The organism is Acinetobacter sp. ANC 3929 (assembly GCF_000369405.1).
In the GTDB taxonomy this organism is placed as follows: domain Bacteria; phylum Pseudomonadota; class Gammaproteobacteria; order Pseudomonadales; family Moraxellaceae; genus Acinetobacter.
The window spans coordinates 84,642-97,668 of sequence record NZ_KB850002.1 but is presented as its reverse complement, the minus strand read 5'-3'; the positions used below and the strand labels follow the sequence as shown (position 1 = coordinate 97,668).

General features: G+C 42.0%; 13 protein-coding genes and 5 tRNA genes. All 18 read right to left on the bottom strand.

What is annotated here, in order from left to right; all coding sequences use genetic code 11:
• The 18 genes from rplK to F909_RS01125 all read right to left on the bottom strand — a co-directional run bounded on the left by rplK (position 1) and on the right by F909_RS01125 (position 13,023).
• Positions 1-429: a 50S ribosomal protein L11 gene (gene rplK, locus F909_RS01040; RefSeq protein ID WP_004637639.1), complete on the bottom strand. Its 429-nt coding sequence runs from the start codon at positions 427-429 to the stop codon at positions 1-3.
• A gap of 111 nt (positions 430-540) precedes the next feature.
• Positions 541-1,074, bottom strand: a complete 534-nt coding sequence (gene nusG / locus F909_RS01045) for a transcription termination/antitermination protein NusG (RefSeq protein ID WP_005154809.1) — start codon at positions 1,072-1,074, stop codon at positions 541-543.
• A 7-nt stretch (positions 1,075-1,081) separates the two neighbouring features.
• Positions 1,082-1,522: a preprotein translocase subunit SecE gene (gene secE, locus F909_RS01050; protein WP_004802225.1), complete on the bottom strand. Its 441-nt coding sequence runs from the start codon at positions 1,520-1,522 to the stop codon at positions 1,082-1,084.
• A 76-nt stretch (positions 1,523-1,598) separates the two neighbouring features.
• Positions 1,599-1,674 (bottom strand) — tRNA-Trp (locus F909_RS01055).
• A 56-nt stretch (positions 1,675-1,730) separates the two neighbouring features.
• On the bottom strand, positions 1,731-2,921 hold the full coding sequence (tuf, locus tag F909_RS01060) for an elongation factor Tu (RefSeq protein ID WP_004802222.1): 1,191 nt from the start codon (positions 2,919-2,921) through the stop codon (positions 1,731-1,733).
• Between the two features lie 162 nt (positions 2,922-3,083).
• Positions 3,084-3,158: transfer RNA gene (locus F909_RS01065), tRNA-Thr, on the bottom strand.
• 11 nt (positions 3,159-3,169) lie between these two features.
• Positions 3,170-3,245, bottom strand: a tRNA-Gly gene (locus F909_RS01070).
• 33 nt (positions 3,246-3,278) lie between these two features.
• A tRNA-Tyr gene (locus tag F909_RS01075) sits at positions 3,279-3,362 on the bottom strand.
• Between the two features lie 53 nt (positions 3,363-3,415).
• Positions 3,416-3,491 (bottom strand) — tRNA-Thr (locus F909_RS01080).
• 99 nt (positions 3,492-3,590) lie between these two features.
• Positions 3,591-5,084: an anthranilate synthase component I gene (trpE, locus tag F909_RS01085; protein WP_005154804.1), complete on the bottom strand. Its 1,494-nt coding sequence runs from the start codon at positions 5,082-5,084 to the stop codon at positions 3,591-3,593.
• A 109-nt stretch (positions 5,085-5,193) separates the two neighbouring features.
• Positions 5,194-5,859 (bottom strand): phosphoglycolate phosphatase, encoded by a 666-nt coding sequence (locus F909_RS01090; RefSeq protein ID WP_005154802.1) that lies wholly within the window; start codon positions 5,857-5,859, stop codon positions 5,194-5,196.
• A gap of 70 nt (positions 5,860-5,929) precedes the next feature.
• On the bottom strand, positions 5,930-6,547 hold the full coding sequence (locus tag F909_RS01095; protein WP_005154800.1) for an FHA domain-containing protein: 618 nt from the start codon (positions 6,545-6,547) through the stop codon (positions 5,930-5,932).
• Positions 6,548-6,610: 63 nt separating this feature from the next.
• A complete protein-coding gene (gene gspD / locus F909_RS01100; RefSeq protein ID WP_005154798.1) occupies positions 6,611-8,869 on the bottom strand; it encodes a type II secretion system secretin GspD in 2,259 nt (752 codons plus the stop codon).
• 41 nt (positions 8,870-8,910) lie between these two features.
• Positions 8,911-9,747, bottom strand: a complete 837-nt coding sequence (locus F909_RS01105; RefSeq protein ID WP_005154797.1) for a type II secretion system protein N — start codon at positions 9,745-9,747, stop codon at positions 8,911-8,913.
• Positions 9,747-10,490, bottom strand: coding sequence for a type II secretion system protein N (gene gspN, locus F909_RS01110; protein WP_005154795.1), 744 nt, complete (start codon positions 10,488-10,490; stop codon positions 9,747-9,749). The genes F909_RS01105 and gspN overlap by 1 nt, the downstream gene beginning before the upstream one ends.
• Positions 10,491-10,667: 177 nt before the next feature.
• Complete coding sequence (locus F909_RS01115) at positions 10,668-10,994, bottom strand: H-NS histone family protein (protein WP_005154792.1); 327 nt, start codon at positions 10,992-10,994, stop codon at positions 10,668-10,670.
• A 389-nt stretch (positions 10,995-11,383) separates the two neighbouring features.
• Positions 11,384-11,821 carry an acyl-CoA thioesterase gene (locus F909_RS01120; protein ID WP_005154784.1) on the bottom strand — a complete coding sequence of 146 codons (438 nt, stop codon included), beginning with the start codon at positions 11,819-11,821 and terminating at the stop codon, positions 11,384-11,386.
• A gap of 8 nt (positions 11,822-11,829) precedes the next feature.
• Positions 11,830-13,023, bottom strand: a complete 1,194-nt coding sequence (locus F909_RS01125; protein ID WP_005154782.1) for a hypothetical protein — start codon at positions 13,021-13,023, stop codon at positions 11,830-11,832.
• Positions 13,024-13,027: the final 4 nt, after the last annotated feature.

Genomic DNA, 13,027 nt, shown 5'->3' with positions numbered 1-13,027 from the left:
TTATAGCTCCACTTCCAAGCCCATAGAACGTGCAGAACCAGCAATGGTACGCACACGAGCGTCTAAATCAGCACCAGTTAAATCTGGTTCTTTAGTAGTCGCGATTTCTTCTAACTGAGCACGAGTCAACTTACCAACTTTAGTTTTGTTAGGTACAGAAGAACCCTTTTGGATACCAGCAGCTTTCTTAAGAAGAATAGATGCAGGTGGAGTTTTCATGATGAAAGTGAACGACTTATCGTTGTACACAGTGATCACGACAGGAATTGGCAAACCAACTTCAAGTTTTTGTGTAGCAGCATTGAATTCTTTACAGAATGCCATGATGTTTACACCACGTTGACCTAAAGCAGGACCAATTGGTGGAGATGGATTTGCTTTACCAGCTGGAACTTGCAGCTTGATATAGCCGTCAATCTTCTTAGCCATTGAAAATTACCTCTGGGTACAGACGCCGTTAGGCTCCCCAAAAATTAAACAACACCGAAGTGTTAGAACAACAATGCCCGATCAGATCGGGCGCTTCACAACCTATTCAAATTAAACTGTTTTTTCGACTTGGCGAAACTCGAGTTCAACTTGAGTTGGTCGATTAAATACATTAATCGTCAACGTTAAACGTGACTTTTCGTATAGCACTTCCTCCACGACTCCTTTAAAGTCTGTGAACGGACCATCTATAACGAGCAATTCTTCACCAGGTTCAAACATCGTCTTAGGACGAGGCGCTTCACCAGTATTGCGTACACGAGCAAGGATCGCATCAGCTTCACGTTGTGAAATCGGTGCTGGCTTCTCTGGTGTACCACCAATAAAACCAAGAACCTTTGGACACTCTTTTACGATGTGCCAAGTATCATCATTCATTTCCATTTCGACTAACACATAGCCAGGAAAGAATTTACGTTCAGACTTACGCTTCTTACCATCCTTCATTTCCACTACTTCTTCAGTAGGGACAAGGACTTCACCAAAGCTTTCAGCAACAGTACTACGCTGAATTCGATCATTAAGCGAACGCATCACTTGTTTTTCAAAGCCTGAATAGGCATGAATAATATACCAACGTTTCATCGCGTTCTTACCCAATAATTAACTTAATAAACCAACCTAAGCCGTAGTCGAAACACCATAAAACCAATGATGCAACAAGTACAACCAAAAGAACCTGCCACGATGTCGTGATCGTCTCTTGTTTTGTTGGCCAGGTCACTCGACGCAGTTCAATTCGCGCATCTTGCAATAAACGCACAAAGCCTTTGCCTTGATGGGTGGCGTATAATAAACCTAAAGCGACTACGACACAAGCCAAAATCACCCCAACACGCACCCAAATATCATTTGCTGGTGCCCAATAGGCAGGTAAATGCTGGTTTACCAATGCTGAACCGACTAATAAAGCTATAGCAATCAACCATAAGACAACATCTAGCGGTGAACCAGAGCTTACAACTTCTGCAACATTATTTCTTTGAGGGATTGGCGCGTCGCTTAATGCGTCACGCGATTTATCATTCGACATTTTTTTACTCGTCGTAGAATTCGCGACTTATTATATGACAACTCAGCCAGAATTAAGCTTTTTTATTTAAAAAAAGTGGCAGGCCAGGAGGGACTCGAACCCCCAACATTCGGTTTTGGAGACCGACGCTCTACCAATTGAACTACTGACCTAACGTACAAATCGAAAGCCGGAGCTTTCGATTTGAGTGTAACATACGGTATTGGGCTTATGCAGTTACTTTAGCAACAACACCAGCACCTACAGTACGACCACCTTCACGGATCGCAAAACGTAGACCTGGGTCCATTGCGATCGGGTGAATTAATTCTACTGACATCTCTACGTTGTCACCAGGCATTACCATTTCTACGCCATCTTGTAATTTGATCGCGCCAGTTACGTCAGTTGTACGGAAGTAGAACTGTGGACGGTAACCGTTAAGGAATGGAGTATGACGACCACCTTCTTCTTTAGAAAGTACGTATACTTCTGCATCGAATTTAGTGTGCGGCTTGATTGTACCTGGTTTAGCAAGTACTTGACCACGTTGTACATCTTCACGCTTAGTACCACGAAGAAGAACACCACAGTTCTCGCCTGCACGACCTTCGTCAAGCAATTTACGGAACATTTCTACGCCAGTTACAGTTGTCTTAACCGTATCTTTGATACCTACGATTTCAACTTCTTCACCAACTTTTACGATACCAGCTTCTACACGACCAGTTACTACTGTACCACGGCCTGAGATAGAGAATACGTCTTCGATTGGCATCAAGAATGCTTTATCGATAGCACGTTCTGGCTCTGGAATGTAAGAATCAAGTGCAGCAACTAAATCGATTACAGCTTTCTCGCCATAAGGACCGTCGTTACCGTTTAATGCTTGAAGAGCTGAACCACGGATGATTGGAGTATCATCACCTGGGAAGTCATAAGTAGAAAGAAGTTCACGAACTTCCATTTCTACTAATTCAAGTAATTCTTCATCATCAACAAGGTCACACTTGTTCAAGAATACGATGATGTAAGGTACACCAACCTGACGTGAAAGAAGGATGTGTTCACGAGTTTGTGGCATTGGACCATCAGTCGCAGCACATACAAGGATCGCGCCGTCCATCTGAGCAGCACCAGTAATCATGTTTTTAACATAATCGGCGTGGCCCGGGCAGTCTACGTGAGCGTAGTGACGGATTGGAGAATCGTATTCTACGTGTGAAGTATTAATTGTAATACCACGTGCTTTTTCTTCAGGAGCTGAGTCGATTTGTGAGTAATCTTTCGCTTCACCGCCGTAAGTTTTTGCACAGATCGTTGCAATTGCAGCAGTTAAAGTTGTTTTACCATGGTCAACGTGACCAATTGTACCCACGTTTACGTGTGGTTTATTACGTTCAAACTTAGCCTTAGCCATTTGATTCTCCTCGTTTACGTCGACACAAGTTTAGAGAAAAACAACCCTGAAAAACCTTACTTATCGACAATCGCCTAAAAAACTAGACACCCAATACTTGAAAAGCAGACTATAATAGCCTGCTTCTTTAAAATCTGTAGAAATTCTACTAAGTTTTATATCTGGAGCTCTTATCGAGATTTGAACTCGAGACCTCTCCCTTACCAAGGGAGTGCTCTACCACTGAGCTATAAGAGCGACATCTTCGATGGAGCGGGAGACGAGGGTCGAACTCGCGACATGCAGCTTGGAAGGCTGCCACTCTACCAACTGAGTTACTCCCGCATATTGGTATTTACCACTTCTATCGAAGTTAGATGGTGGTGAGAGAAGGATTCGAACCTTCGAAACTTTCGTAGCAGAGTTACAGTCTGCCCCCTTTGGCCGCTCGGGAATCTCACCATATCACACTTACACAGTGCTGTTCTTTACACTATACTACCACACTTTTAAGATGGTGCCGGCACACGGATTCGAACTGTGGACCTACTGATTACAAGTCAGTTGCTCTACCAACTGAGCTATGCCGGCTCTTTCTTAGTGTTTCGTACGTTTCGTATCGGAACGGTGTGCAGTTTAGCAAAACTCTGAATCGATGCAAGTGCTTTTTTCAAAAAAATCGCTAAAAACTCATAAAATCAATCCGTTTGACGATAATTCAACCGCTTTGATCACTGCGCGAGCTTTTATTTGGGTTTCATTCCACTCAGACTCAGGATTTGAGTCCGCAACCAGCCCCGCTCCAGCCTGTACATAGACTTTTTTATCACGGATAACACAGGTACGGATCGCAATTGACATGTCCATTTCACCATGCCAGCCTAAATATCCAACAGCTCCACCAAATACACCACGTTTTACGGGTTCAACTTCATCAATAATCTCCATGGCACGAATTTTTGGTGCACCTGAAAGTGTCCCTGCTGGGAATGTCGCTTTAAAAACATCTAAAGCATCGACATCATCACGAACTTCACCTTGCACATTGGAGACAATATGCATCACATGCGAATAGCGCTCGATCACCATACGATCAGTGACTTGTACTTTCCCGATTTTAGAGACACGCCCCACATCATTACGGCCTAGATCAATCAACATGAGATGTTCGGCAATCTCTTTTTCATCTGTAAGCAAATCTTGTTCCAAAGCAAGATCTTCTTCTTTGGTTTTACCACGTGGTCGCGTCCCCGCTAATGGACGCACCGTCGCAATCCCATTTTCCAGACGAGATAAGATTTCTGGTGATGAACCGACAATATGAAATGGTTTTTTATCACCTAGAGTTTGGCCTTGCACCAAAAACAAATACGGCGATGGATTTAAATGACGTAGCGCACGATACACCTGCAAAGCTTCACCATCAAAGTCAGATACCATACGTTGACCAGGCACAACCTGCATCACATCGCCTGCACGGATGTATTCCTTCACCTTCTCCACCGTTTCTAGAAATTTTTCCTTTCCTGTAATCGATTCAAAATGTGGCGCAGTATGTGGTTTTGCTTGTAGGCTGACAGGTGTCGCCAGTAATTGTTCAAGTTGATCTAGCTTTTGCTGAGCTTGAGCATAGGCATCAGGCTGATTTGCATCTGCATGATGAATTAAAAATAAGGTATCTTTCAAATTATCAAAAACGATCACTGTTTGAGACAGCATTAACCATAGATCAGGCAGCGTCACAGGATCGGCAGTCGGTACATTCTTGAGTTTTGGCTCAATATAACGCACAGCGTCATAGCCTAAATAACCCACTAAACCACCAGTAAAATTAGGCAAATCGGGTAATTCTATCTGCGTAGGCACCTTGAATTGGCTTTGAAACTCTCGAATATATTGAAATGGATCAGTGCAATCTTGCTGAGTCACGGCACCATCTGCGTGCTGAACGGTGAGTACGCCTGCATTGCAGGAAAAAACGGTCGACTCACCTAAACCAATCATGGAGTAGCGCGCCCAGTTTTCCCCACCTTCGACAGACTCAAATAGATAAGCTTGTTTGTGGTGTTTAAAACGTGCAAAAACTGAAAGTGGAGTTTCAGTATCCGCTAAACGTTGGCGATACACAGGAACAGTGTTATAGCCTGCTGATTTTAATTGCTCAAATTGTACTAAAGTGGTCATGAATCATCTCTATGGTTTTTAATTTCTGTGCGTTTTTTCTTTAGTGCTATTTCAAGCCCGCCATCGAAAAACCATAACAATCTTCATGCCTATCTCCTTATTGAATCTTTTAAACTAATTCTGCCAAACGATCGACCACTTGCTGGGGGTGGCAGTCATAGATACTTTCTCCATGATTATAGCCATAGCTGACCACAATACAATCAATACCTGCACGTCTTGCCGCCTCTACGTCATTACTTGAGTCACCAATCATTAAGGTTTCGGCTATAGATGTGCCTTCCAGCTCCACACAATGCAGCAGCGGTAGTGGATGCGGTTTCCGTTCTGGCAAACTATCACCACCAATCACTATTTTGAAATATGGACTCAATTGCAGAATATCCAGTATCCCTTTCGCCAAATGCTCAGGCTTATTGGTGACACATGCCATGGTAATATTATGGGTTTGACAATAATCCAGAAATGGCAAAACACCCTCATACACTTGGGTATTTACACAGAGTTCCTGAGCGTAGACCTCAACAAATGTACTGAGAAGTTGTTCTTGCTGCTGGGCTTCTACTTGTCCAAACAAATGTTCCAGCACAGCCTCACACAGTTTAGCTGCACCTTTTCCAACCCAAACTCGAACTTGCGCTTCGGTTACGGTCGCCAAACCCAGTTTCAGCAAACTCAGGTTCATCGCCCGATATAAATCAGCAGCGGAATCGACCAGTGTCCCATCCAGATCAAATAACACTAAACTACGGCTTTGTAATTGAGCAACAGACATATATTTCGACCCAAGAAATGAAAAAGGCATACCAACGTGGGCATGCCTTGATTGTAGAAGCTTCGCCCGATTATTTAAAGAACAGCCAGGCAATCACGGCTAAAATGATCAGTACGATAATCGAAATCAAACCAACAGAAGCATTCTTTTGTTGCTCTTTTTCCTGAGCGACACGCGATACTGGTTCATCAATCGCAACAGGTTGTGGCTCAGGTACAGCCTGAACACTCACCCCTTCAGGAATAGGCGCTGGTTTTGGAATCGAGACCTGTTGCGGCATACCATCGCGCGTGATTGGTGTTTCAACCGCACGCTCAGCAATACTTGGCATACCTTGATCATGTGTAGTCGAGGTCACAGGTTCAATTTCGATTTCAGGTAATTCAGCATCAGTTGCTGCCGGTGCAAGCACAGAGAAGACAAAACTTGCGAACTGTAAAATATCACCATCGTGCAATTCGGTTTCTTGCTCGACACGCGCATCATTAATGAAGGTACCATTTGACGAATTGAGGTCTTGCACCCAAAGCTGCTGATCTTTCAACAACAAAGCGGCATGACGACGTGAAATATCTGCTGATTGCAACAAAATATCGGCATCTTGGTGTCTACCCACCAACATGTCGCGCTCGATATTCAGTTCTTGCCCCGTAAATTCACCTGTAATGGCTTGTAATTTCCAAGTCATAGATGCATATCCTTATATAATTTCTTGCAATCATAACATTGTGACATAAGCGCTTCTGTGCTTCTACTGTGAAGACACAGGGCGAATTGTGGTGGTGGTCACAGTATTTTTACTACGTTCTGTAGATTTTGCTGGAAGCTGCACTGTTTTCTGCTGAACTTGCGGTTCTTCAACAGCAACAGGCGTCGTAACCACAACAACTTTGTTTTGCGTTGCAGTTGGAACCTTCTGATAAGGAGAGCTAGGGACCACAGGTCGCGGATTATAAATATCTGCCACATTTTCAGGGAGCTTTGCAAAATTACCATTCTTATCCATGGAGAGTTGCAAACTATAAAGCTGATTATAACGTTGCTGAGAAAGGCGACGCACATCATCCGCATCCCCGACAATTGTAGGATGTATAAACACCAACAAATTACGCTTGATATTACTACGCGCATCGGCACGGAATAAACGCCCAAGATATGGAATACTACTCAACCCTGGAACGCCTTGACGTGACAATGAAGTATTGTCCGCTATCAAACCACCTAATACGACAGTTTGCCCATGCTCAGCAAGCACCGCTGTTTTGATAGCACGCTTATTGGTCACGAGATCTGTTGCCTGACCTTTATTGTTCTGGACATCCGAAACCTCTTGTTCAACTTCAAGGCGAACCGTACCATTTTCACCAATATGCGGAATCACTTTTAAGGTAACACCCACATCTTTACGTTCAACCGTTGTATAAGGGTTAACTGTACCTGACGTTCCCGTCGATACAGAACCCGTGACAAATGGAACGTTTTGACCTACGACAATATAAGCTTCCTCATTGTCCATGGTGACAATCGAAGGTGTAGACAAGAAGTTTGATTTGGTGTTGGTTTTCAATGCCTGTATCAGTGCGCCATATGCTTTACGTGAGTTTTCAAAATTCCCCAACCCAAGCGTCGCGCCATTCCCTTTATTGGCATCTCCAGCAATCGCTGCGGCTGCACCGCTTGCGCCACCTGTAGCATAACCTGCAGCAATGGATGCCAGACTTGCACCTACATTACTAAAGCTAAGCAAACCTACACCACTACTTAAATCACCCAATGCCCATTGAATTCCCAGTTGATCTGCATCATCCCCTGAGACTTCAATAATTGCGGCTTCAATCAAGACTTGTTGACGACGAATATCTAATTGTTGAATGGCCGCTTCAACTTCCCGCATTAACTGTGGATCAGCTTTGACCACCAATGCATTTTGAGTTGGGTCAGCAATAATACTGATGCCTGCACCATTAAAACTGGTAATTGCCGAATTTTGACTATTGTTTGAATTACTATTTAAATTAATCGAAGGCGTAGAAACCGATGAACCTATAGATGAACTTGAATTTTGATTATTCGACGTCAGGGTGTTGATCGAATTTGATCTGTTATTACTATTCGACGACGATGAAGATGACGCTGACTGGCCTGTCACCAAACCTTGTAAAATTTCAGCTAAATTTTTTGCGCTGGCGTACTTCAAGCGAAAAACTTTTAAGCCGCCTAATCGATCTGCTGATGGCACATCTAGCATTTCAACCATTTGACGTAAACGCTTACGCGAATCAGGGTCCCCTTTAATCAGAATCCGATTGGTACGATTATCGGCAATGATCCGAACACGTGATCCAATAAAGTCTTTCGAAGCACCTGTTGCGCTCATCGTTTCTAACAAGCCAATCACTTCTTCTGCTTGGCTCGACTGTAAACTAATCGCTTCAATATCATTTTGACCCGTACCATCCAGATTACGCACAATATTTTCGAGCTGATAAATATTGGTTGCACGATCAGAAACGATTAAGGCATTGGTTCCTGCAACTGCTGCTAAATGAGCAAATTGCGGCATAAGTGGACGTAAAGCAGGAATCAAATCATTGGGATTGGTGTTTTGCAACCAAATGACTCGTGTCACAATTTGATCGCCACCTGCACGACTCCGTGCATCATAAGGAATGCCTGAATTCTTGGCATTACTATCAGGCACAAGCTTAACCGTATTGCCAGAAGGAAGCGCAACCACACCATTGACGTTAAGCACACCTAAAAATAGGTCATATACCTCATCTTTATTCAGCGGCTTATTAGAAATAACCGTTACATTACCGCGTACACGAGGGTCAACCGCAAAGTTCTTACCTGTAATATCTGCAACTTCATTAATAAATGCCGTTAAATCTGCATCACGTAGATTGATCTTCCATGTTTGTGCTTGCACATGGGTACTGACTGTCGCAATCAAAGGTGCTGCGGCAAGTAATGCCCAAAGTGGACGTTGATGATTTAAAAAAGCCATAACCTGCACTTATTCCTAACTAATATGGTGACGTGTGATCACTAAAAACTTTGTTGTATGGTCATCACTTGATCACCACGTTTTATTTCTATTTTGGCATGCCCTTCACGACGTACTTGCTCTAATAATTGTACTTCGTTGAGCCCCTGCCCGACGCTCTGACCATTGACCGATAGAATACGATCGCCAGCACGCAAACCCAAGGTATTTTTTAAATTCGATGGGGTCTTATCTGATATTTCATAACCATCTGAACCACCGCCACTTACCCCCATATTCTTCATGTACTGTTCACGGTTATCCTGCATTTGCTGGATCGCCTGACCTAAAGCGGATTGTGGTGAGTTCTGAGTTGGTGCAGCAGCAGGCGGCACACTATTGTTGCTATTCAATACTGGTGCAATGGGTTGATATAGGCCTTTATCCAACCCCTTAAACTTTACTTCTCGAGTTGCGCCATTGCCTTGTCTCAAGATCACATGATCCCAATACACTTCTGCCAGTTGATATGAAGTCGAACCAACGGTCTCTCCTACACGATAACGTTCAGCCGTATCATTCAACTTAATCACCGCAGAAGACAAGTAATTTGGTTGACCCAACAATACACCTTGCAACTCCAAGTTGACATTATCATCAGCGGAGGTCGCTGCTGGCTCATTAAATAAAGCAAAGGAACTGATATTAGGCACTTGTGCTTGTTGCGAACCCAGCTCCACCCGATCAAACTGCATCGGTTGAGGCGGTGCGAGCACCCACCAAAACAAGGAAGCCAATTTCCAGCACAACCACAAAATCAATAAAGCGAGAACCAAGCCACTGAGCTTATCAACTTTTTGCCAACGCAGTTGCTGCAATTTTTGAGTGATTGCTTTCATTAGAAACCACCTTGCAGTAACGGTTGACGTGAGCTAATCACATAAGTGTCGAGTCCAGCTTTACCCTGATAGGATGGAATGTTCAGCAACATCCGTTGGGTTAACTGCACATCCAACATCAGATTTGCATCTAAACTCAGATTTGCCATTTTCTGGCTACGTTGGTCGCGAACATCGATTTGTAATTGTCCGTTTTCATCTTTCAGCTCAGCAGCCAAAGAAGGCATATTCATGCGGTCCTGTCGTTGGCCAAACGTATAGCTCAACTCACCACCACCCCAATTGAGTTGACCTTCTGTCGCGCTAAAGCCTTTTTCTTTTTGATAATTGAATTGCACATCTTTCAATTGAATTGAATTTTCAGGCCACTGCCAGTTTGCAAAATACTTTAATGTTTCAGGCGAGATTTTGCCTTGCAGGTCTTTGATCATGATTTTTTTGCCAAAACCATAAGCAAAAATTCCATTGAACTGGGTATTACCGCTATGAATATCGAGATTTGCACCCAGACGCAGTAACAACAAGTCGAGAGGACGTGTTTTCCAATGCACTGATCCACGCAATTGACCACGCTGCCAATCCGCTTGCCCCTGCCATATATTGCCGCTGACATTATGTAATATTTGATTATCTTTTGAAAATTTCGCAATTAACCAAGTTGCTGGAATTTGTAAAATAATAAAAATTAAAAATGCAAAAATGGCGAAAATCCACCATCTCCATTGCTTGGTATTTTTCTTCATTCTACCCTTACCAACATGCCAAATATCATCCTTCTTGAGACACTCGCCCCTGAATGACATTATGCATACTTTTTCAACATCGCCAATTCTCTCATATAAAAAAACCAAGCTTTTTGAGCTTGGCTTTTAATAAAGGATAAAGTCGTCGTATGACAAAACGATGACTTTAAAACTTGCTTAGATTAAGAAATCTTCAAGTTTTGCACCTTTTTCTAATTCAGCAACTAACCAACGTGGTTGTTTACCACGACCAGTCCAAGTTTCCTCAGCATTGTTTTTGTTACGGTAGCGTGGTTCTACTGCTTTACGCGTTGTTTTCTTACGCTTTTGCTCACCAACTTCCAATAATTCTTCAACGCTAAAGCCAAGCGCATCTGCAATTGCAACAATTTGATTATATGCATCTTCGATTGCTTGATCTTTTTTACTTGCAATTAAAGCTTCCGCTTCTGCTTGTAAACGCTTTAAATCTTCTACCGATAAATCACTAATATCTGGTTTCATTAGAACCACTCCAACTTAATAGGGGAAATATATCACTCAAAAAATAAAATGAATTTCAAATTCGATTCAATATTAATTTATAAATGATTAAATAATCAATATAAGAATAGCTCAGTTAATCGTATATCAGGCGCAAAATCGCATTTTATTTACAATAAACCTTAAAAAGTAGACCTGTTATATAAAAACATATTCTGCAAAGACAATATCTGGGAGGAACAACAACACGTTTATATTAATTTATTCTTAATTTTATCTAAAAAAATCTAATTTCATAGGCTTTATCATGGTTCAAATACCTCCAAGACATATGAGCTTGGTATTTGAACCATATTATATAAATTTACTATATAATCGACCAAAAATAGACATAATCGTCTTTATAATAATTAGTTAGATATTAACGGGTGCCCCACACTTTGTTCCAGTTGAATAATTTTCTGTCTAACCATCTCAGGGATATTTAATTTTTTAGATGTTTCTTTATCAACACAGACCATAACCGCTTCGCCTGTCGCGACCATTTGGCTCTGTGTTTCACTCCATAAAACATAATGCATACGAAAAGCACTATTTCGTAACTCTTCAATGCGCGCACCAATATGCAGCACATCAGGATAGAATACAGGACTTAAATACTTACATTGACTGGAAGCCACCACTGTCAATATATCCTCATCAAAGATATTTAATGCCATTAAATAGGCAATTCGTGCACTTTCCATATAGCGATAATACTGCACATTATTAACATGCCCAAAAGCATCCATATCTCCCCATGCCACCGTTTGCGTATGTATTACAGGGTAGACAGACAGTTCCTTCATATTTACACTCATATCTTAAAATTAAGAAAATTCACATCATTTTCAAATATTAAATTTAACTGTCTGATTAAATCAGGATTATCCCCTAATGTAGATTTAATCCTTAAATAACTCATTAAAATGTTATCTGGATATAGAGTTAATAATTGCTCCGCTTCTTGCTGACGTTGTGTTGCGACATAAATATGCCATTTAGCAAAGCTTAACATTGGCACACTGGTATAGCGCTGTTCCAGTTGTATAATCCGTTGTTCAACATAAGCATAATCGGGGATTTGCTTTAATAACTGTTGCTGGAACCACAGATAAAATACTTCTGGATCAAACTGCTCTTGCAATAAATGCAAAGCCAGATCTTCATGCTGCAAACTCATTTCTGGCATCCGCGCCAATAACTTTAACCAAAGTACTTTACTGCTATAAGGGCGACCCTGTATTTCACTCTGCAAAGCCAAGTAACGTTGCTGCAAAGCAGTCAGATCATCCACTGATGCTTGCTCAAATTGTATTAATAACTGCTGCAACCATAAATCACGATGCTCTGCATCTAATAACCCGAATTGAATCGCCTGTAGAAATAACCAGGGTTTTTGCAAGGCAAGCTTGCCCCATAAAGCAGTGATACGTTGCTGATAAGCGGTTTCAATTTCAGCCAACCACGGAGAAAGTTGGTGTTGAGCGAGAAACTCTAAATGTGTAAGTGCTTTTTCAGTCTGTTGCTGTTCTAAATAAATATCAATACGCTGCAATTCAGCCAGTTCAAATGCCATCGGTGCAGAGCTTTCTAGGCTCTGTAATGCTGTTTCATAATCACCATTTTTATAATCAAACTGCGCATCGACAATATTATTCAGCAATCCTGATTGTGTAAAAACACGCTCAATAAAAACCTGTTGATCTTTTGCAGCCTCTAACAACCAGACAATGCCGAGCTGCTCATAAGGGTGTAAATCTTTGAAATGCAGAATCGTCTCTTTTTTACGCTGCTCTCGGGCAAGATAACGTTTACCGATCAGCCATGCTGATTGTGCCAGTAAACTCAGCACAATAAAAAGTGCAATCAGCCCCCAAACACCACTTTGAAACTGCCAGTCTCGCCAATAAATATAAACATAGCCATTTCCATAGCCATAACTCAACACAGCAAACAGTGCGAATAATACTAAACTTAGAAGCAAATAAGTGAGTAGTAAATATTTCATGATG

Coding starts and splice junctions, on each gene's coding strand:
- rplK (WP_004637639.1), bottom strand. CDS start 429: ATGGCTAAGAAGATTGACGGCTATATCAAGCTGCAAGTTCCAGCTGGT.
- nusG (WP_005154809.1), bottom strand. CDS start 1,074: ATGAAACGTTGGTATATTATTCATGCCTATTCAGGCTTTGAAAAACAA.
- secE (WP_004802225.1), bottom strand. CDS start 1,522: ATGTCGAATGATAAATCGCGTGACGCATTAAGCGACGCGCCAATCCCT.
- tuf (WP_004802222.1), bottom strand. CDS start 2,921: ATGGCTAAGGCTAAGTTTGAACGTAATAAACCACACGTAAACGTGGGT.
- trpE (WP_005154804.1), bottom strand. CDS start 5,084: ATGACCACTTTAGTACAATTTGAGCAATTAAAATCAGCAGGCTATAAC.
- F909_RS01090 (WP_005154802.1), bottom strand. CDS start 5,859: ATGTCTGTTGCTCAATTACAAAGCCGTAGTTTAGTGTTATTTGATCTG.
- F909_RS01095 (WP_005154800.1), bottom strand. CDS start 6,547: ATGACTTGGAAATTACAAGCCATTACAGGTGAATTTACGGGGCAAGAA.
- gspD (WP_005154798.1), bottom strand. CDS start 8,869: ATGGCTTTTTTAAATCATCAACGTCCACTTTGGGCATTACTTGCCGCA.
- F909_RS01105 (WP_005154797.1), bottom strand. CDS start 9,747: ATGAAAGCAATCACTCAAAAATTGCAGCAACTGCGTTGGCAAAAAGTT.
- gspN (WP_005154795.1), bottom strand. CDS start 10,490: ATGAAGAAAAATACCAAGCAATGGAGATGGTGGATTTTCGCCATTTTT.
- F909_RS01115 (WP_005154792.1), bottom strand. CDS start 10,994: ATGAAACCAGATATTAGTGATTTATCGGTAGAAGATTTAAAGCGTTTA.
- F909_RS01120 (WP_005154784.1), bottom strand. CDS start 11,821: ATGAAGGAACTGTCTGTCTACCCTGTAATACATACGCAAACGGTGGCA.
- F909_RS01125 (WP_005154782.1), bottom strand. CDS start 13,023: ATGAAATATTTACTACTCACTTATTTGCTTCTAAGTTTAGTATTATTC.